Below are 19,779 nucleotides of genomic sequence, written 5' to 3' on the forward strand. Positions count from 1 at the left end.
CAAGATGTGAACAAGCTGAAAGATTCTTCAAACCTGATTACTCCCTGATAGCTTACCGCCTTTCAGGGGATTTTCAGGACAAGTTTACCCGTATTGGCGTGTTTAATGTTTATCTAGGGAGTTTTTTAACTAAAACTGTCGCCGCAGGCGCATGATCCCTGGGCGTTTGGATTGTCAATTGTGAAGCCCTGTTTCTCAATTGTGTCTTCAAAACTAATTGTTGCGCCGTTTAAATAAGGGGCCGACATTTTATCGACAATCACCTCAACGCCGTCGTAGTCTACGATTGCGTCGTCTTCAAGCAGGCGTTCATCAAAATAAAGCTGGTAAATAAGACCGGAACAACCGCCCGGCTGCACGGCGATGCGCAAGCGCAGATCTTCACGGCCCTCTTGCGCAAGCAAGCTGGAAACCTTCTCGCGGGCTGCGTCAGTCAGCGCAACCTGATGCCCTAATGTATTGCCACTCATGGTGTTAATTCTACGCAGCGAGCGCATTTAGCGCACTCATTTAGCGTCCTTTTATATAAACTGTTTTAGTCAGCAAGTCTGAAAATAGCTAAGCCAAAGGAGCGTGTTTTGAACGCCGCAGAACCGAAGCCAGAAAACGCAAAGAAACAGCAGGGGAAGGGCCGCCCCACCCCAACGCGCAAACAGGCTCAAGCTCTGAAGGCACGCCCCCTTGTTGGCGATCGCTCGAAAGCTGCTCGTGCTGCTAGACGTGAAGCGGTCAGCCTTGAGCGTGAAAAGGTGCGTGCGGGTGTTGCCGCTGGTGACGAACGCTACCTCACTCCGCGCGATAAAGGCCCGCAGCGTAAATTCGTTCGTGACTATGTTGATGCGCGGTGGACGGTTGGTGAGCTGTTACTACCGTTCATGCTGGTAGTGCTTGTGCTAACTTTCTTCCCCACTAACATCGCAACATACGGAATTCTTGCGCTCTGGATCATGATTGCGTTCTTTATTGTTGACGCTATTTTCTTGAGTATCCAAATAAAGCGCGCCCTAACCAAGAAATTTGGCGCCGAAAATCTAAAGCGCGGCTACCGCTGGTACGCAATCAGCCGTGCGATGCAAATGCGTATCATGCGACTGCCTAAGCCACAGGTAAAGCGCGGTCACTTCCCGCGCTAACCTAAATTAGACGTTACCGCGCCAGCCGCGCTTATACAGCTCTCGGTTAATTTTTGCGGCCCAGCGCGGGCCCTCGTAGATAAATGCGGTGTATCCTTGCACCAAATCTGCGCCCGCATTAAGACGCGCAATTACATCGTCTGCGGTTGTGACACCGCCGACCGAAATAATGACAAAATCATTTTCCGGTGCGGCTTTGCGCACACGTTTGAGCACTTCGAGAGAACGATCCGCAAGGGGTTTGCCAGACAGGCCACCCGCGCCGATACGCTCTATCTCTGCATCTGATGTCTTTAGGCCGGTGCGCGCGATAGTTGTGTTGTGGGTGATGATTCCGGCGAGCCCAATTTCGGCCGCAAGCGCAACGATCCCGTCAATCTGCTCGTCATCTAGATCCGGCGCAATTTTGACAAGCACCGGAACCGATTCTGCAGCGGCGTGCACTGCTTCGAGTAGCGGACGCAGCATGCTCTCCTCCTGCAGGCCGCGCAGCCCCGGAGTGTTTGGTGATGACACATTAACCGCGATGTAATCTGCAAGATGCTTAAGCCGTTGTGTTGAGTCGACATAGTCAGCAACCGCATCTGCAACCGGCGTGATGCGGCTCTTACCAATATTGACGCCAATTACCGGACGGTGCTTATTGCGTCGAGCTTTCGCAATCCGTGGCGCAGCGGCCGCCGCCCCGCCGTTGTTAAAACCCATCCTGTTTATCAGCGCACGATCTTCGACCAGACGGAATAGCCGCGGTTTTTCGTTGCCCTCCTGTGGGTGCTTGGTGAGGGTGCCCACCTCAACATGCCCGAAGCCCAAAGCTCCAAGACCAATAATCTCTTCAGCGTTTTTATCAAAGCCTGCGGCTAAGCCGAACGGTGACGGAAAAACAGTTCCGAGAGCACGCACGCGCAGTGCGGGATGCGGCTGTGTAAAACGCCGCAAAACAGGCGCAAACGGCGGCAGTGCTTTCAGCACACCAGAAACCAGTTTGTGAGCTGTTTCAGCGTCAATGCGGCGGAAGAAATTATTAAAAATGAACTGATACATAGTGCGACTCTAACTGTTATTTTCGGTCAGTTGATCCTCTGTATGACTGTTGCTGCTCTGAACGCCCTCTGCAGCCTCTTCAGCCCGTAGACCAGCGATTGCAGACTCAAAATCGCTTAAACTTTCAAAGTTTTCATAGACGCTCGCAAAGCGTAGGTAGGCGATCTGATCGAGTTTGCGGAGAAAAGGCAGGATCGCAAGCCCAACCTCTTTTGCTTCAACCTGCGCTGCACCGGTTGCACGCAGATTGTCTTCAACCTGCTGCGCTAAAAGTGACAGCTCAGCTTCAGTTACCGGGCGCCCCTGACAGGCCTTTTTAACACCTTCAATCACTTTAGAGCGCAAAAAAGGCACAACCGCTCCCCCACGTTTTAACACTGTGAGCGCAGCTGTTTCTGAAGTTGTAAACCGCTTCCCGCAGTTTGGACACTCGCGCCGGCGTCTGATTAGGGTGCCCTCGTCAGTTGTGCGGGTGTCTATCACACGCGAATCAGGGTTGCGGCAAAACGGGCAGTTCATTAGCTGGTGCCTCCAAAGCGAACGGCTGCGGCTGCTCCGTGGGCGGGCAAGCCCTCTGCGTCAGACATGGTCAACAGCGGATCGAGAACGTGCTGCAACCCTGCTTTAGAGTAGTTAATTACCTGTTGCGGGCGCAGAAATGTGTGTGCGCCAAGCCCAGAATTAAAGCGTGCTGTGCCGCCGGTCGGTAAAACATGGTTGGAGCCGGCCATGTAGTCACCCAAAGACACAGGAGCGTAAGGCCCGATGAAAATTGCGCCGGCGTTGCTGATTTCAGAAGCAAGTGCCTCAGCATCTGCGGTTTGGATCGAGAGATGCTCTGCCGCATAAGCGTCTGCTACTGCGATCATCTCTTGTCGGTCGCGCACCAGTATCACTCCGGACTGCGGCCCTTCGAGAGCGCGGGTGGCCCGCTCTCGATGCTCGGTTATCGCCAACTGCTGCTGCAGCTCGGCTGCACAGGCTGCAGCAAACTCTTGAGAGTCGGTCACCAGCACCGAAGCAGCAGCTTCGTCATGCTCTGCCTGGCTGAGCAGATCAGCCGCCACAAAACGCGCCTCTGATGTGCTGTCTGCGAGCACCATAATTTCAGTTGTGCCCGCCTCAGAGTCGATCCCCACAACGCCGTTAACAGCGCGTTTTGCCGCCGCAACAAAGATGTTTCCGGGGCCGGTGATAACATCGACAGACTCCAGGCCGATGTCAGGCACACCATACGCCATCGCCGCAATTGCACCGGCGCCGCCAATAGCGTAAACCTCATCGACACCGCAGAGCGCCGCCGCCGCCAGGATTGTCGGGTGCACAGAACCGTTTTCTGGCTGCACAGGTGAGCAGATAACCAGTGACTCAACCTTCGCGGCCTTCGCGGGCACCGCATTCATTATGACGCTAGACGGATAGACTGCTTTTCCGCCCGGCACATAGAGGCCGACACGCGAAACCGGCTGCCACCGCAGCGACACCTCAGCTCCAGTGCCAAAGTTTACTGTTTGTGCAGCAGGAATCTGCGCGAGAGAAGCAGCGTGCACGCGCTCCACCATCGTCTTTAAAGCATCCCGTAGTGCCGGATCGAGCGAGTCAAGCGCAGCGGTAATTTCACTTTCAGGCACTCTAAGAGCGTGACCTGCAACACCGTCAAACCGTTCCGCCTGTTCACGCAGGGCTTTTTCACCCTCGAGACGCACAGCATTTATCAAAGCAGTAACCTGCTCTTGCGCTTCAGTTGCACCCAGTGCAGCACGTGGTACGCTGTTGAGCAGTCGCTGCTTATCACCGGTTTTTCCGGTCAGATCTATAAATCGCATAATTAGCTAATTCTACCGCGCAAAATTAAGGCGCGACAGTAAAAAGACCGGTGTAGGCGAGCTCACGCACAACCGTGCAAAGCTCAGTTGCTAAAGCTTCGGGCTCTACCTCAAAAATATCGGCAAGCGCGCCAGCAATCTGCCCCACACTCAGCTCCCCGTCGCTCGCTCCAAGCATTGCTGCGGTTGCTGTGCCCGCTGGATACTGCTGTAGAAAAGGCAGCGTTGCCGCAAACCAGATTTCTTGCGGATCTGCCTCCCCCGGCTTGTGTAAACGCTGCTCTTTCACACCGGCGGCGAGCATCAGACGACTTTCGAGGATTTCTGAATCACTTAAGCCTGTAATGCGAGAACCGGTGCGAAACGCTGCATCAATAGCGCTCCCCAATTTCTGCGGATCCCCGTAGGGTGAGCGCACTTCTGCAACATGCAGAACGGGTTTCTGACCTCCGTTTTGCAGATGTAAGGAGCCAAAACTAACTGTCGATACTTCGCGTTTTTCAAAGTCGTCAAGGTAAGAGCGCTGCAGCTTTTCACTGGCTGCTGTGCCAAGCTGCACACCGCCATCGCGCGCCCACATTTTTGCGTAAGCAAGTGGGTTAACGCGATCCCTCTCAATAACCCATGCAGACCCGAACTGCTTAACACTCTGCTCAAGCCAAGCGGTTGGGCGATCCGCAAAATTCTTACCCCAGTAGTTTTCCCAACTCAAGAGGGCAACCGCTCGCCCCTCATTATTCAGATAACCCGGAAGCTGCTTGGTGAAGCGTGCAACCAGAGCATCTCCCGGTTCTTGCGTGCTGCGATAGCTGAGCGCGCTCTCCCCTGCGGGGTTGATAACAAACGGTGGATTGCTCGCCAGCAGGTCGAAGCGCTCTGCCCCGAGCGGCGCAAAAAGATCCCCCGCACGAAACTCGATATTTACTATCTCATTCAACTGTGCGTTTACCTGCGCAAAGTTGAGCGTACGTGAAGAAAGATCCGTTGCAACAACCTTTGCAGCGCGTTTTGCTAAGTGGAAAGCGACAACCCCGCACCCGGTTCCAATATCTGCGGCGGTGGCAACTTTAAGGGGTGGAAGCTGTGAAATGAGGGATCGAGTTGCGCCACCAACGCCCATAACATGGTCATCGGAAACAGCCTCTTTGCGCAGATGATCGTCTAAATCGCTGAATAACCACCAGCTGTAGGCGCCCGACTCGCGGTTGTGCCCGTCAGCGATAGTTACCGGGTTCAAAGATACTGCGGCAGAAAAATAACTGTTATTTGCCCGGAGCACCCCGGCCGCTGTGAGCTCCTCCGGGGTCAGCTGTGTGAAGGTTGTTTGCAGCTCATCACGAGTGACAGGTGCCCCGAGATAGAACAGTGCACAGAGCGTTTTGAGTGGTGAGGCAGGAAGTTTGGCGAAGCGATGCAGCGCACCGGCAAAAGATCCCGCACGCAACGACTCCAATACTTCTGCGCCAAGGAGCGCCGTCACACTGTCAAGCGTATAGTCGGCACTGTCAAGCGCTGCACGCAGTGCGGTTACTTGAGCAGGCGAGAGCGTCAGCGCAGCCGACATTACGCAGCGTTAAAATCAGATGTGTCACCAACAAGGCGTGTATTGTCGGCGGGCACCGGATCAACAGCCGCCGCCGCAACCTCTGCCGCAAATTCAGCAACGTTATAAAGTTTGCCCGCCCCCTCGCGACGCGCCTCGATTGCGCCAGGGTTTGCGCGCTCAAGCAGGGTTGCGGTGATTGTTCCTTCAATCATGTCACCCGACACAACAACAAACTCGATACCGTCTTTAGTGAGCGCCGGAATGCGTTCACGGAGGGCGTCTTCACCGGCACGCTTTGAGAGCGCGACCGGCTCATATTCAGGCATGGTGGGTGTGGTGCGAATAAAGTGCGCCTGATGGCTGGTCACAAAGACGACACGGCCACCCTCTGCAAGCAGCGGCTGCATTGATTCGAGCATGCGCACCTGCGAGTCGCGGTTTAGCACCATCGCATAGTCTTCGGCCATGCCGCGCTCCATGCCACCAGAGGCATTAAGCACGAGAATATCGAGACCGCCAAGCTCAGTTTTAATAGTGTTCGCAAGCTGTGCCACTGATTCAGCATCAGTGAGGTCGGCGCCAGCGGTAATAACCTTGCCACCGAATTTACTGAGTTCTTGAGCTAGTTTTTCAGCCCGCGCAGCCTTATTGCGGTAGTTAATCACGACATCGGCACCGGCCTCAGCAAAATAGCTGACGGTGTCAGCGCCAACTCCACGAGACGAGCCGGTAACCAAAACACGCTTTCCTTTAAGGCTGCCTGGTGCAAGCGGGTTCATATGTCCTCCTGACAGTGATAAATAATTAATAGTCTTACGATACTGCCTTCTTGATTCTCTTGAACAGTGCCCCACCGAAGACACCGCAGGGCAGCAAACAACTAAGGAGAGCAAACAACCCGCCGAAAATCATCGCCGGCGTTGCCCCGTCGTATAGCGGCACCTGCGCCGCCATACCACCAGCGGTGTGCGCAGGAACGTGAGCTAACACGCTGCCGTCTTTGTCGATAATCTCGCTATAGCCAACTGTTGAAACGTTAACCATTGCACGGCCGGCAGCAACAGCCTGGAGCCGCATAAGCGCGACCTGCTGCGCATTTTCATCCGTGTCTCCAAAATCAGCGTTGTTTGTGAGCGCGATAAAGACCTGCGCCTTTTCTTGGAGCATAGCCGTGCTGTGCCGGTCGAACACCATGTCAAAACAAATCGCGACGCCGAGTGCTGTGTTGGGGCTGTTTGGCAGCTTGAGAGCAGCCGGCAGATCTCCGTGTTTATAGTCCAGTTGCACAAGAGACACTAAATCTGGCACCAATAGATTAAAAAATTCTCTGTTGGGCATATATTCGCCGAAAGGAACAGGGTTCAGCTTGTCGTAACGCCCAATCTGCCAGCCTCTTTCGTTAAAGAGCACAGCCGAGTTTGTGACAGTTAAGTCAGCATCGGCTTCCTGCAAAATGCTTCCCACAAGCACAGGTGCTTCTATTTCAGAGGCGAGCTGAGCCAGAGCCGCTCTCACAGGGACGCGACGGGTTGCTTGAAACTCCGCCGCGTTTTCGGGCCACACCAAAAGGTCGAGGTCTTTCGGCTTAAGCCCGTCTGAAACACTGTTACGAAAATCTTTTGTGCCGGAGTTGCCACCAGTCATCTCAGCGATGAGGCCGTAGCTTGCAGCAAGATGATCTCGAAACACATCCCCGCTTTCGCGATCCTGAAAGATACCAGCGCGTGCATTACCCTGGGCGGCACCAATATTTAAAGAGCCTGTGCTAGAAAGCGGAAATACTGGGAGTAAGGCCAATATCAAGAAGCCGCAGAGTGCGCTTCCGAGCGAGAAAAAAGCTTTACGTCTGCGTCTACCGGAGAGGTAATACTCGCGCAGGCCGAGCGCCAGTAGCAGACTACAGAAAACGAGTATAAAGCCCGAACCGGCCACCCCAAACCAGCTGACTGCTTCGAACAGCGGGCTGCTCCCCTGCGTTGCGTAGATGCGCGCCCAAGAAAAACCACCGTAGGGGAAGGATCCCTCAACAAGCTCCTTAGCCACCCACAAACCAGCAACACCGGCAGCCTGCAACCCGATTGCGGAGGTGAGACGCACAAGACGGGAGGCAAAAAAACTAAAGAGTAAATGCCACAGCACCATAACGCCGGCTAGCGCAAGCCACGGAATCGGGCCGAGATAGAGAGTCAGCCAGTTAATGTGCAAAAGCCAGAAAGTTGCGGCCCCGCTAAACCCGCCTAACAGCACCGCGCCAATAGATTTTTGCCACAGCGGTAAGAGCAGCAGGCAGATTGCGACAGGGGTTAACCACCAAAGCGCAGTGCCCTCATGAGAGAGATCTAACAGCAGACCACCGACACCAGCGATGGCCGCCCAGATAACCGCTGGCAGCACAGTGCGCATAGCTTAGAGACCCGCGCTTTCGACTATGCCGTACAGCACAAGACCGCGCGCCTGTTTCGCCAGCACCTCCAGTGCATACATATCTGGGGCAGCTGGATCACTATCGACTGCCGCACAAGCACTAATTATCTGACCCAAGAGGTCTGCGGTCTGCTTCGCCCAACGCAAAAAGTCTCCGGGCGTAAGATTGCTGCGCTCAAGAATCTCTTCGAGCGGTTTTTTCTCTGCCCAGGCGTGCATCACCCAAGCTTTATACACTGCGGGGACTGACTGCTCTGGCAGGCCAGCTGCCTCTTCTAGTTTGTCGATCCGCACCCACAGACGCTCTGTGGCATCAGTTGCTGCATAAAAGGCGGGGCTTAGCGGGTAATTATCTCCCCAGTCGTTTGGGCGCGGCTCATAGGTGAGCGCACCCACTAGCGCTGCAAGCTCAGCGGGTTTCAGCTCATTCCAGATTCCGTTGCGGATCGCTTCGGCAACAAGCAGAGAGCGCTCACCATAAATATGAGTGAGAGCATGCCCCCACACGTTAGGCTGCAGATCATCCCTCTCTGATGCGGTGAGGTATCCCAGTTCGCTTAGCACGCGCACAACTTTTTTGAAGCGGCGCGGCACGCTGTTCACCCTGCCAGAGATGCGGTTTTGCTCGCGTGAGACGCGCCGTCTCAGCTTTTTCGCCCGGTCTCGCCAGCGGGCAGCTTCAGCCTCGGTCTTTGCCTTAGCGATCGCTGTTTCGTATGCGGTAAGCGACTGGCGCATTTTTTGTATTTCGGCTGCATTCCCGACCACTGCGCGATCCGCCTGAAACTGTGCGAAGGAACGCTCAAGAGTTTTATAAACCTCATCGGGGGTTCTCGTGCACAAAAGATTAACCGCCATGTTGTAGGTCGGCTTAAAGCTCGACTTCACCGGGTAGCTGCGGTTGCCCGCCAATCCCTGCAGCATTTCGAGATCGAGACCATCGTGCCAAACCACGACCGCGTGCCCCTCATCATCGATCCCCCTGCGCCCGGCACGGCCGGTGAGCTGCGTGTACTCGCCGCTGGTAAGCGGCACACGATCCTCACCGTTGAACTTCACAAGCTTTTCTAGCACAACCGCCTTAGCCGGCATGTTCAGCCCCAAAGCGAGTGTTTCGGTGGCAAAAACTATTTTCAGAAGGCGCTGTTGAAAAAGCAGCTCAACCACCGCTTTCAGCTGTGGCAGCAGACCCGCGTGATGCGCTGCGATCCCCCGCTCAAGACCCCTAATCCAGGTGCGAATGCGCAACACACGACGTTCGGCCTCAGAGAAGTCTGCGGTTGCAGCGAGTGCAACACGGCGTATTTCTTCTCGTTCTTGCCTGGTTGTTAGCGATACGCCCTCATACAAACAGTTTGTGACCGCTTGATCACAACCGCGGCGACTAAATATGAAAACGATTGCAGGGGTGAGCTTGGTTTCATCCAAGCCGCGCACAATATCTGCATGACGAATTGCGCGTATTTTTTTAGGCGCAGCTCCCCTGCTCCGTTTTCGTTTGGCAGGCAGCTTGTGCACGAGCGCACGATTAAACCTGCCGTGCACGTACAGCGGTTCGAAAGCGTCAGGAGTGAGCACATGCTGATAGAGCGGCACAGGTCGTCGCTCGGAAATAATTACTTCAGTATCACCGCGCACTGTGTTAATCCAGTCGCCCAACTCTTCAACATTAGACACTGTTGCAGAGAGTGCGACAATCTTAACGTGTAGCGGCAAATGCAGGATGATCTCTTCCCACACCGCACCACGAAACGGGTCTCCTAGATAGTGCACCTCATCAAGCACAACAAATGCAAGACGATTAAGGCTGTCAGCGTCAGCGTAAATAATATTGCGCAGCACCTCGGTTGTCATTACCTTAATTGGCGCCGCAGGGTTAACCGTCACATCGCCGGTTAACAGCGCAACCTGATCCTCACCGTATGTCACACACAGCTCGCGATATTTTTGATTAGAGAGAGCTTTTATCGGTGAGGTGTAAATTATCTCGAGATCGTGTTCTCGCCGCGATAGTGCAACTGCAAACTCAGCAACTGTTGTTTTTCCCGAGCCTGTGGGGGCGGCCACGAGCACTGATTTGCCACCCGCAAGACGCAAACACGCCTCTGTTTGAAAAGGATCGAGTTGATATCCCAGTCTCTGCTGAAAGGCAGCAACAGTATCTCGAGCGTCAGCGGTGGTTTCTGTGATCGCCACTCTTAAACACCCTCATACTCAGCGAACTCGGCGGCCGACCGCTTCGCCCTGCGGCGGTCAACCAGATACGCTATGAGCGCTGCAGTGAAATAGAGCAGTACCATCGGGATTGCGATCACAAACATGCTGACAACTTCGGCGGCGGGGGTTGTGATAGCGGCAAAAAGCACAATAGCCATAACCGCATAGCGCCAGCTTCCAATAATCGTTTTGAAGCTTAAGACACCAGCAAAATTCAGCAGGACGACGAACACCGGCAGCACAAAACCAACGCCGACCGAGAGCAGCAGTCTTGTTGCAAAATCTAGGTAGGTGCGCGCATCCAGCAGCAGCGCATCTTCGCTAGAGCTAAAGCTGGTGAGCAGTTTTACAATGTTTGGCAGCACGTACCAGCCGCACACAGCCCCGCTCAAGAACAGTGGGGTTGCGGCAGAGATAAAACCGATAGTTGTCGCTTTTTCTTTTTTGGTGAGGCCCGGAGCGAAAAACGCCCAGATTTGGTAGAGCCAAATAGGGGAACCGATAAAAATCGCGATAAAAATTGAGATGCGCAACTTCAGGTCAAAAGAGCCGGTCACATCACGAAATGTAATTGCTGTGAGACGCCCATTTTCGGCGGCTATTTGGTTGACCGGTTGGCGCAGAAAATCCCAAACCATATCGCTTAAAAACCAACCTGCGATAGCGGCAACAGCAACTGTTATTGCGCAGATGATGAGCCGTCGTCGAAACTCTGCAATGTGCTCCATCAGCCGCATTCGCGCTTCTGGATTGCTTCGCCGTTTCGATCTCGCCACGCCTAGATTGTAACGCAGGTTAGTCGCCGTCTCTAATAACGGTCTGCAGCAGTTGCGCTGCAACCATAGCAATCCGCTCACGCGAAGCCGCACTGCCGATCACTATTATCTGGCCGGGAGCGCTGAACACGAGTTTTTCAAGATTTTCTGGGCGCCACAAATCAACCGAGCAGTGGATCCAGTCAGCATAGCCGACAGGTTCTTGGCCTTTTACGGTTTTGTACTGCCGGGGTTGGAACTCTTTAATTAAAGTCAGGGCTTGGGGTGCCACCAAGATATCCACTGTGGCGTGTTTTCGTTGCCGTGTTGCGGCAAGAGAGGCTGCAATATCTGTTAAATCATCGTCGGATAGTATCTCACCGAAATGCGGATCACTCATTTTATGGAGATAAAAGTGACGCGTTTTACCGGCAGCTAAATCGTAGGCGTCTGCTAACCAGTCACCATCAATCAGTGACATCGAGTTAATAAGAGCCGTCCGGTCTTTAACCGCTGACCCATTATGGTATTTAAAATTGAGCCCGCGCTTTTCCACCAAAGCGGTTAATACGGTGTTGAGTTTTTTGGCATACTGCGGATCGCGGTTTAACGGCGACAGCTCGGGTGCAGTCTCGCGCGCGGACAGTGCAGTAAGACGCTTATTTTCTGACAGGCTGTATAGAAAATTGGCCCGCTCTGCTGCAGAGTATCTGCTGTCGTAGATAAGTCTAATTTTCTCAATCGCACTCTCACCCGCAGCTTTAAACTGTGCGGGAAGATGCATAAGCACGGTCTTAATACCGGTAATTAGCAGATCTAGTTCGGCAGCTGTAAATGTTAAAGAGGCGTCTAGCAACTCACCAGAAACGCGGACGATACCTCTCTCAGTGAGATCTGTTTCATCAAATAGTGGGTATCGTTCGCTCGACCAGGCGGTTGGTGTGTCTGCGTCAATCGCGTCGTAACTGATCGAGTTTACACCGAGTGCAATTTTTGTTACTGTTTCTTCGCTCAACTGCAAAAAATTTGCAAGCTGTGTAACAGAGATTTCCCCGCTCTGACCCACGATTTGCACAATCGATGTAGCAAGCGTCATGCGCTCAAACTCGTCAAGTCTTGAGGCGCGATGCGAAAATGCGCTGCCCCGGGTAGCCGGTGCGGCCGGCTCTGCTCCTGTGTGCTGTTGCACAACCTTTTCTAGTGCAGTCTGAACGGCGGTGGCTATTGGTGAGCCGCTGTCAACCCGTGCCGCGCCACGCGCTTTGATGATGAGTCTCGCGACCTCTGGCAGGTCGAACTGCGGCAGATTATCGTCCGTCCAGCCGTCAGAATTGGCGACGGGTCTTGCCTGACCGGTTAGGCCATACCATCTCTCAGTTAGTTCTCTGAGTGGCAGATGAGCAGAATCATGCCGATTCAAACTCAAGTGGATACGGTCCGCATTGATGAGGCGAGAGAGTTCACTCTGTTTAAACTGTGTCAGTTCGAGGTCTGTGACGCGCAGTTCTGCTGCCTGTGCACGATCGTTAGGTTCGATACCCTCCAATTCATGAACCGCCCAAATATCGAGCTTTGCAGAATCCTGATCCACTCCTATCAACCACCAACGCCCCAGTATTTCTACGAGCTCGAGCGGTGCGATAAGGGTCTTATTGCTATTTGTCGCAAGCAGCAGGCCGTGCTGCAGAGCGTCAAGTATGGGCTGTAATTTAGACGAATCTATCGCGCTATCCAGCCGCAACAGCTGTGCTCGCGGCTGATGTATGCCAATTAAAGTAGCGAGCTTAAACAGCAGAGTGCTGTTAATTTTGTCCCGTCTGCGCGCAGACCACATGTTGCCCGCAGCGTAGAGCACCATAGCTTCCACGTTTGTGAAAGATTGAGTTACCTCGCCCAGAAAGGCTGAATCTAGTTCTAAGCTGTAGCGATTATTTTTATCAAGTTTTAAAGCAATGCCGCTCTCTTTCAGCGCCCGCTTTGCAGCGCTAAATTTCTGTTCGGCTGATGATTTACCACCCTTTAGAAACTGGGTCGGAAAGGCTGTTATGATCTCCTCTTTAGTGCGCGGCCTGGGGTCACTCTTAAACGCAAACAGAATGGCGGCAGCGGGTGACTCTGCACCATTTGAGTGAGGTGGCGAGGGGCTCATCTTCTGCAGTCTAGCCTCAAACCTCTGGATCAGGGTTTATTTGACGCTGCTGGGCAAATCGTTCGGCGGCACGTGCTTTTTTACGCAAAACTTTATCGCTCTTCACCATCTGCCCAACCATGCCCGGTGTCCAGGCATCAACATCAGCATCACTAAATTCTGACTTTGATGCACGTCGCTTCAGCTCAGGCAGCACAGCACCCGGCGCAAGGCGTCTAGCCGTCACAAGAAAACCTGTGTGCCCCACCATACGGTGATCTGGGCGCACAGCAAGCCCCTCAACATGCCATGTCCGAACGAGAGTCTCAGATGACTGGGGGTGCGTGAAGGCGCCGCTTGCGCGCAGCGCCTCTACTGTGCGCGACAGCTGAGTCACAGTCGCTACGTATGCGATGAATACGCCGCCGCCAACCAGCGCGGTTGCAGCAGCGTCAACACACTCCCAGGGCGCAAGCATATCCAAAACCACACGATCAATCGATCCCGGCTCTGCGACCTTAGGCAAAACATCCTGGAAATCACCCACAGATAGCTCCCAATTCGGAGCTTTGCCGCCATAGAATGCTGTCACGTTTGCAGCAGCGATGTCGGCGAACTCTTGCCGACGTTCGATTGAGTGCAGCCTGCCGCTGCCTGCAAGAGCGCGCAAGAGATGCAGGGTGAGAGCACCAGAGCCGACACCGGCTTCAACAACATTAAGCCCTGGCGCAATATCGCACTGTGACACAATCTGGGCGGCGTCTTTTGGATACACAATTGCGGCACCGCGCGGCATCGCCATCACAAAATCGGCCAGCAGCGGGCGAATAGCTAAAAACTCCTGACCACCCTCCATCGTCAGAACACTCGCATCATCGCGCCCCACAATATCTTTGTGCGGGATCATTCCCCAGTGGGTGTGAAACTCCCCTTCGGGCACGAGTGTGATGCTGTATCGCTTATTGCGTGGACCGGTGAGCTGCACTCGGTCACCAAAAACGAAGGGGCCACGAACTGCGCTCATAATTTATACCTCTGAAAGACTGTGGCCGCCACGGGTTGGTGGCAGATGACGAAGTTTTGTGAAATATGTTGACACTGTTTCAATATCAACGTCTGCTAGCGTATCAAGCACCAAATGAGACTGATAGCCGCTTAAGTCTAGAAGGTGTTCGACGCCAATTGTGACGCACCCGGCGCTGGTGGCAGCAGCGAGCCCCGTGTCAGAATCTTCAAACACAACACAGTCTCCGGGGTCAGCGCTCACCGCAGCTGCACCAGCAAGGTATGGCGCAGGAAGCGGTTTTCCGCCGCCCGGAGGGAAATCATCACCGCCAAAAATAGCCGCAAATGTGCCTTCTGGAAGTTCGGCCGCAACAGCCTCTGCAACATTACGCAGTGCCATAGTCACCAACACGTTCGGAATCCCAGCCTCACGTGCGGCCAGCAACAGCTCGCGCGCTCCCGGCCGCCAAATTACGCCCGCAGTCTGATAAAGCTCAACCACACGATTTGCTTTACCCTGCACGATATCTGCGGCTGGCAGTGTCACCCCGTGTTCACGCAGCACTCGCGCTGATTCCCACAAACTTTTACCGATCAGCCCCTGCTTAGCTTCGGCAGACAGCGCAACACCGTACTGACTAACTATTTCATGACCGGCCCGCACCCAATACTGTTCGGAGTCGACAATCGTCCCGTCAAGATCCCACAGCAGCGCAGCTGGTTTTCTTTCTTTCTGCATTCACTCTCCTGAAGCGAGGTTGATTTCAATACCGAGCAAGTTTTGCACCGCAGCCACAACAGTCTGCGGATCATCTACGCCGGTAGCCGCAGCCGCATCGAGCACGGCGAGCATCACCGGAGTGTCTAGATCGTTGGCAAGTGCCTGGCGCAGCTGCAGTAAGACAGCGGCGGCAGAAGTTTGATCCGCCCGCTCTGTTGCAAATCCCTTTGCCCAGCGCGCTAGTCTGGCACGCGCCCTGTCGATTTCACCGTCCTGCCACTCCCACTCTGTGCGGTAGTGATGCGCGGCCAGCGCAAGCCGGATCTCTGAGCCGCTATACCCTGCTTGTAACAGCTTGTGCACAAACACCAGGTTGCCACGGGACTTACTCATTTTATGCCCCTGGTAGCTCACTAGTGCGGTGTGGGAGTAGAGATGCGCAAGCGGATTGCGATACAGGGCGGCTGCGGTAGCCGCAGAAAACTCATGGTGCGGGAAGGGAAGATCCGCTCCCCCGCCCTGCACGCTGAACGGAGTGCCCAACGCCTCAGCGGCAATAACAGCACACTCCACATGCCAGCCGGGTCGCCCGTAGCCAACCGGTGACTCCCAAGCAGGTTCACCCTCTCGCGCTGCCCGCCACAGTAGCGGATCGAGCGGATCACGCTTGCCTGCGCGGTCTGGATCGCCGCCGCGCTCAGCTGCCAGCGTTAAATACTCAGCAGGAAGCAGCTTCGTAATATCACCAAGTTGCCACACTCCCTGCTCAGTAACAGCCTTATAGTCAAAATAAATATCGTTTGCCGCAGCTTCTGGGGTGTCAACCTCATACGCGAATCCGTGCTTTAGCAGTTTTAAAACAGCGTAGGCAATTGGCTGCACCACCTCGGTAACTGCAACGTAGTGCTGAGGTGGCAGCATTTTTAGCTGGTACATATCTGAGCGGAAAAGCCCAATCTGTTCTGCTGCGAGCCCCTCCCAGTTTTTATGAGTTTGTGCGGCTCGCTCCAGCAGCGGATCATCAACGTCGGTGATGTTTTGTGCGTACTCGACAGCGTATCCCGCATCGAGCCACGCGCGCTGTAGCAGGTCATAGCTTAGGTAGGTGAAGGCGTGACCAAGGTGTGTGGCATCGTACGGGGTGATACCGCACACATAAAGGGTTGCTCTACCGTTTGGCAGCGTTGTATGTTCAAACCGGCCTGTAGCGGTATTAAAAAGACGCGGCAGATCACCCTTACCGGGCAGTTTGCTTAATGCTGGAGCTGTCCAAGTACGCATATCTTCCTAGAGAGTTGTGCCACCGGCCGGATCAAGCACCCCTGTTGCAACCAAAATCAACAGCACAACACCGAGAATTACTCGATAGATGACAAATGGCATAAATGACCGGGTCGAAATAAAGTGCATAAACCACTTAATAATAATGAGCGCCACAACAAAAGCAACAGCTGTTGCAATAAAGGTTTCAAGCGCTCCCACCGGGCTAGTTTCACTAAACGATTTAATTAACTTATAGCCGCCGGATCCGACGATTGCAGGGATCGCTAGAAGAAAAGAATATCTGGCAGCAGCAGCCCGACTGTAGCCCATTAAAAGCCCAGCTGTGATCGTGCCGCCTGAGCGTGAGACACCGGGGATCAGCGCGAGAGCCTGCGCAAAACCATATGTTAAACCGTGCGCGGCACTAAGATCCTTAAGCTCACGCCGTTTTTTCCCGATCCGGTCAGCGATTCCGAGAATGATGCCGAAGATAATCAGGTTTGCGCCAACAATCCAAAGCGACCGAAGCGTGGTGTCGATCTGCTCTTCAAAAAGGAGGCCGCAGATCACGATAGGAAGTGATCCAAAAATGATCCACCAACCGAGTTTCGCGTTTGCGTCGCCGCGCGGCACGCGACCGGTCAGCGAGCCAAACCAAGCTGCGATGATCTGTTTGATGTCACGCCAAAAAAAGAGGATCACCGCTAGCTCTGTTCCAAGCTGTGTGATTGCGGTAAACGCACTGCCGGTGTCGCCAAGACCCATAACCTGACCGGCAACCCGCAGGTGTGCGCTTGAGGAGATAGGCAAAAACTCTGTCAAACCCTGGATCAAACCGAGAATAATAGACTCAAATATGCTCATGGAACAGCCTCTAGAACTCGCGCAGCAGATCTACCAACACGCGGTGACCAAAGTCTAAAGCGGCAAGCGGCACACGCTCGTCGACGCCGTGGAACATAGCTGGAAAATCAAGCTCAGGTGGCAACAGGAGCGGAGCGAATCCGTAACCTGAGATCCCCAGCTCTGCTAGCGCCTTATTGTCGGTGCCACCGCTAAGTAGATACGGGAGCACAAGCGCATCCGGATCGTGCTTCTGCAGCGCGCTAATCATAGCGTCGACCGCCTCACCAGCGAACGGCACCTCAAGATCGATGCCGGAAAACTGCACATCCATTTCAATATCCGGCCCGAGAATCTCTTGAATCTCTGCCAGAGTTGCTTCCTTCTGTCCAGGTAGCGTGCGCACATCGATCACTGCTTCGGCCACATCTGGGACGACGTTGTGCATATAGCCAGCGTTGAGGCGAGTCACGTTGCAGGTGTTTTGCAGCGTCGCGTCAATGAAGGTGGCGGCTGCTCCGGTGCGTGCCACAAGCTCCTGTGGCGAGCCTGGCCCGGTTAGCTTTTCGATCTCAGCAAGCAGGTTAGAGGTGGTTTCACCGAGTGTGATCGGCCACTCTTTTTCGGCAAGTCGGCTGATTGCCGCAGCCAGTTTTGTGATCGGATTATCGACCGGCAGACGCGATCCGTGCTGCGCAACGCCGCGTGCGCGCAGCTTGATCCAGGCGTTTCCTTTTTCGCCTGTTTGCAATAGGTAGGCGCGCTTATCTCCAAGATATATTGAGTAGCCGCCAACCTCACTGATCGCATAGCCGTTGCCGGCAAACACCTCTGGGTGTTCGCGCACCATAAACTCCGAACCAAAAACACCGCCGTTTTCTTCGTCAGCGAAGAACGTGAGTGTAATATTTCGGCGCGGTTTTTCGCCAGCCCGCAAAAGTTCAGCCACCGCGGTCAGCATCATCGCATCCATTTGTTTCATATCGACGGCGCCACGCCCCCAGAGCATACCGTCGCGGATTTCACCGGCGAAAGGATCTACCGACCAGTTGGCTGGATCCGCGGGCACAACATCAAGATGGCCGTGCAAAACAAGCCCAGGCAGTTCGGGGTTGGCACCGGGGATCTGAGCTATCACATTTGCGCGACCCGGCGCAGCCTCATAAATCTCCGGCTGTAAACCAAGGTCAGTAAGGTATGCGGCAATAAACTGGGCTGCCGGTAGCTCGGGGTTGGCGTCTCCCCCGCCACGATTAGAAGTGTCAAACTGAATTAACCGCTGCGCGAGCCTGACGGTCTCTGAATACTGCTCATTCATTCTTTAAGCCTATCTAGGGAAACTGTGACGCGCCGGACAAACAAACTTTTTTCGCTCTAATGAAGAAATCATGCTATGTTTAAACCTGTTGTGTTCAACACATCCCAACTCGCGCGGGTGGCGGAATAGGTAGACGCGCTAGCTTGAGGTGCTAGTGCCCGCATTTAGGGCGTGGGGGTTCAAGTCCCCCCTCGCGCACGAGTTAAAACCCCTGGCGGTAAAAACTGCCAGGGGTTTTTGCACATACACCGGTTAAAGGAGTAGCCGATGGCAAAACAACGCAGACCCGAGCATCTCTCACAAGAAAAAATCTCTGCTGCACAAGATAACACCTTAAAAGTGGTCATGGTGAGCCAGCTAGTCTCCGGTGTCGGGCTGCCAACAACTATTTTGAGCGGTTCGCTGCTTTCAACTGAGCTGTTCGGCGCAGAGAGCGCACCTGGCATCCCCGCGGCGCTGTCACTGTTGGGTGCGGGAGTTGTCGCATATTTACTGGGACTGCTCGCTAAAGCGCGCGGCCGCAGGCTAAGTCTCGGGCTCGGTTACGCGCTCGGCGGGCTTGGCGCAATGCTGGTGCTCATCGCCGCCAAATTTGCCAGCACACCACTGCTTTTTATCGGCTTAATCGTTTACGGCTCCGGATTCGCGGCAAGCTTGCATTCCAGGTACGCCGGCAGCGACCTTGCGCACCCGACAAACCGTGGCAAAGCGATACGAGTTGCGTTTTTTGCGAGCACTATCGGTGCAGTTGCAGCCCCAAGCCTCTCTAAACTGATAGCTGAGCCGACCCAGTCGCTTGAGCTGCCATCGTACGCAGGGCCATTTATTTTAAGCGCGCTAGCCTATCTCTTCGCAGCAATTATTGTGCTGCTTCTGATGCGACCTGACCCTTACGTCTTAGCGCAGAACCTTGCTAGGTTTACGGGCGCAAAACGTTCCTCTGCAACATCACAGCTCTTTGACCGCAAGCTTGCGCTGTTTGGCGGCACAACAATGTTTGCAGTTATGTTTGTGCTGTCAGGGGTTATGGCGGTAACACCCTCTCATATGGCAGAGGCGGGAATGCATCCGGAAGCGGTGCAGATTCTGATCAGCCTGCACATCGCCGCAATGTACCTAACTTCTTTAGTCACGGGCCGCTGGGTAGACACATTTGGGGCGCAGAAAATCGCGTTTGCTGCAGCGAGTGTTTCGCTTATAAGCTGCATCATCATTTTCTTTACACCGGGCGATTCCGTATATCTGCTGCTGATCGCGCTCACACTTCTCGGCGTTGGGTGGAATTTCGGCCTAATCTCTGGCAGCGCCTCCACCCTTGCCGCAAACAATCTCGGAAAAAACCCACAGCTGCAAGCAAAGGGCGACGCAGCGCTCACTTTTGGAGGGGCTGTGGCTGGGTTGCTAGCGGGATGGCTCGTGACAGTCACCGGCTACTCGGCCGTAATGCTAGTTTTCTTAATTATTGCAGCGTGTCATCTGCTGTTCATTCTCTTTGTCGCTCGCAAAGGCATTGGGGCACAAGCGTAAAATTTAAAAAGTCAGTGATAGTGATTAGA

17 protein-coding genes and 1 tRNA gene are annotated in these 19,779 nt (G+C 54.2%); 3 read left to right on the forward strand and 15 right to left on the reverse strand.

What is annotated here, in order from left to right:
* Window positions 1–125: 125 nt before the first annotated feature.
* Window positions 126–470 (reverse strand): iron-sulfur cluster insertion protein ErpA, encoded by a 345-nt coding sequence (gene erpA / locus HCQ99_RS01350; protein WP_208317138.1) that lies wholly within the window; start codon window positions 468–470, stop codon window positions 126–128.
* A gap of 108 nt (window positions 471–578) precedes the next feature.
* Between erpA and HCQ99_RS01355 the strand changes: the two genes are divergently transcribed.
* Window positions 579–1,133 carry a DUF3043 domain-containing protein gene (locus HCQ99_RS01355; RefSeq protein ID WP_166984804.1) on the forward strand — a complete coding sequence of 185 codons (555 nt, stop codon included), beginning with the start codon at window positions 579–581 and terminating at the stop codon, window positions 1,131–1,133.
* Window positions 1,134–1,139: 6 nt separating this feature from the next.
* On the opposite strand, the gene HCQ99_RS01360 is transcribed toward HCQ99_RS01355, so the two are convergent.
* Genes HCQ99_RS01360 through HCQ99_RS01425 form a run of 14 tightly spaced genes read right to left on the reverse strand, consistent with a single transcriptional unit; the run spans window position 1,140 to window position 18,223 of the window.
* Window positions 1,140–2,177: a quinone-dependent dihydroorotate dehydrogenase gene (locus tag HCQ99_RS01360; RefSeq protein WP_166984806.1), complete on the reverse strand. Its 1,038-nt coding sequence runs from the start codon at window positions 2,175–2,177 to the stop codon at window positions 1,140–1,142.
* Between the two features lie 9 nt (window positions 2,178–2,186).
* The gene (nrdR, locus tag HCQ99_RS01365; RefSeq protein WP_166984808.1) at window positions 2,187–2,696 is read right to left on the reverse strand and encodes a transcriptional regulator NrdR; all 510 of its coding nucleotides are present in this window, start codon (window positions 2,694–2,696) and stop codon (window positions 2,187–2,189) included.
* Window positions 2,696–4,003, reverse strand: coding sequence for a histidinol dehydrogenase (gene hisD, locus HCQ99_RS01370; RefSeq protein ID WP_166984810.1), 1,308 nt, complete (start codon window positions 4,001–4,003; stop codon window positions 2,696–2,698). The genes nrdR and hisD overlap by 1 nt, the downstream gene beginning before the upstream one ends.
* Window positions 4,004–4,028: 25 nt before the next feature.
* Entirely contained in the window at window positions 4,029–5,567 is a 1,539-nt protein-coding gene (locus tag HCQ99_RS01375; protein WP_166984812.1) for a methyltransferase, read from the reverse strand.
* Window positions 5,567–6,328, reverse strand: coding sequence for an SDR family oxidoreductase (locus HCQ99_RS01380; protein ID WP_166984814.1), 762 nt, complete (start codon window positions 6,326–6,328; stop codon window positions 5,567–5,569). Before HCQ99_RS01380 ends, HCQ99_RS01375 begins: the two co-directional genes overlap by 1 nt.
* Window positions 6,329–6,362: 34 nt before the next feature.
* On the reverse strand, window positions 6,363–7,952 hold the full coding sequence (lnt, locus tag HCQ99_RS01385; RefSeq protein WP_166984816.1) for an apolipoprotein N-acyltransferase: 1,590 nt from the start codon (window positions 7,950–7,952) through the stop codon (window positions 6,363–6,365).
* 3 nt (window positions 7,953–7,955) lie between these two features.
* Entirely contained in the window at window positions 7,956–10,169 is a 2,214-nt protein-coding gene (locus HCQ99_RS01390) for a DEAD/DEAH box helicase (protein ID WP_166984818.1), read from the reverse strand.
* A gap of 2 nt (window positions 10,170–10,171) precedes the next feature.
* A complete protein-coding gene (tatC, locus tag HCQ99_RS01395; RefSeq protein ID WP_243854493.1) occupies window positions 10,172–10,966 on the reverse strand; it encodes a twin-arginine translocase subunit TatC in 795 nt (264 codons plus the stop codon).
* Window positions 10,967–10,985: 19 nt separating this feature from the next.
* The gene (locus HCQ99_RS01400) at window positions 10,986–13,094 is read right to left on the reverse strand and encodes a WYL domain-containing protein (protein ID WP_166984820.1); all 2,109 of its coding nucleotides are present in this window, start codon (window positions 13,092–13,094) and stop codon (window positions 10,986–10,988) included.
* 16 nt (window positions 13,095–13,110) lie between these two features.
* Window positions 13,111–14,097, reverse strand: coding sequence for a tRNA (adenine-N1)-methyltransferase (locus HCQ99_RS01405; protein ID WP_166984822.1), 987 nt, complete (start codon window positions 14,095–14,097; stop codon window positions 13,111–13,113).
* Window positions 14,098–14,100: 3 nt separating this feature from the next.
* The gene (locus HCQ99_RS01410; RefSeq protein WP_166984824.1) at window positions 14,101–14,817 is read right to left on the reverse strand and encodes an HAD family hydrolase; all 717 of its coding nucleotides are present in this window, start codon (window positions 14,815–14,817) and stop codon (window positions 14,101–14,103) included.
* Complete coding sequence (gene mshC, locus HCQ99_RS01415) at window positions 14,818–16,080, reverse strand: cysteine--1-D-myo-inosityl 2-amino-2-deoxy-alpha-D-glucopyranoside ligase (protein WP_166984826.1); 1,263 nt, start codon at window positions 16,078–16,080, stop codon at window positions 14,818–14,820.
* A 6-nt stretch (window positions 16,081–16,086) separates the two neighbouring features.
* A complete protein-coding gene (locus tag HCQ99_RS01420) occupies window positions 16,087–16,926 on the reverse strand; it encodes an undecaprenyl-diphosphate phosphatase (RefSeq protein WP_166984828.1) in 840 nt (279 codons plus the stop codon).
* A gap of 10 nt (window positions 16,927–16,936) precedes the next feature.
* Window positions 16,937–18,223 carry a M20/M25/M40 family metallo-hydrolase gene (locus HCQ99_RS01425; protein WP_166984830.1) on the reverse strand — a complete coding sequence of 429 codons (1,287 nt, stop codon included), beginning with the start codon at window positions 18,221–18,223 and terminating at the stop codon, window positions 16,937–16,939.
* Between the two features lie 111 nt (window positions 18,224–18,334).
* Here HCQ99_RS01425 and HCQ99_RS01430 point away from each other — a divergent pair.
* Window positions 18,335–18,421 (forward strand) — tRNA-Leu (locus HCQ99_RS01430).
* A gap of 69 nt (window positions 18,422–18,490) precedes the next feature.
* Window positions 18,491–19,750, forward strand: coding sequence for an MFS transporter (locus tag HCQ99_RS01435; RefSeq protein WP_166984832.1), 1,260 nt, complete (start codon window positions 18,491–18,493; stop codon window positions 19,748–19,750).
* Window positions 19,751–19,779 lie beyond the last annotated feature (29 nt).

The organism is Canibacter zhoujuaniae (genome assembly GCF_011752015.1).
Taxonomy (GTDB): domain Bacteria; phylum Actinomycetota; class Actinomycetes; order Actinomycetales; family Microbacteriaceae; genus Canibacter; species Canibacter zhoujuaniae.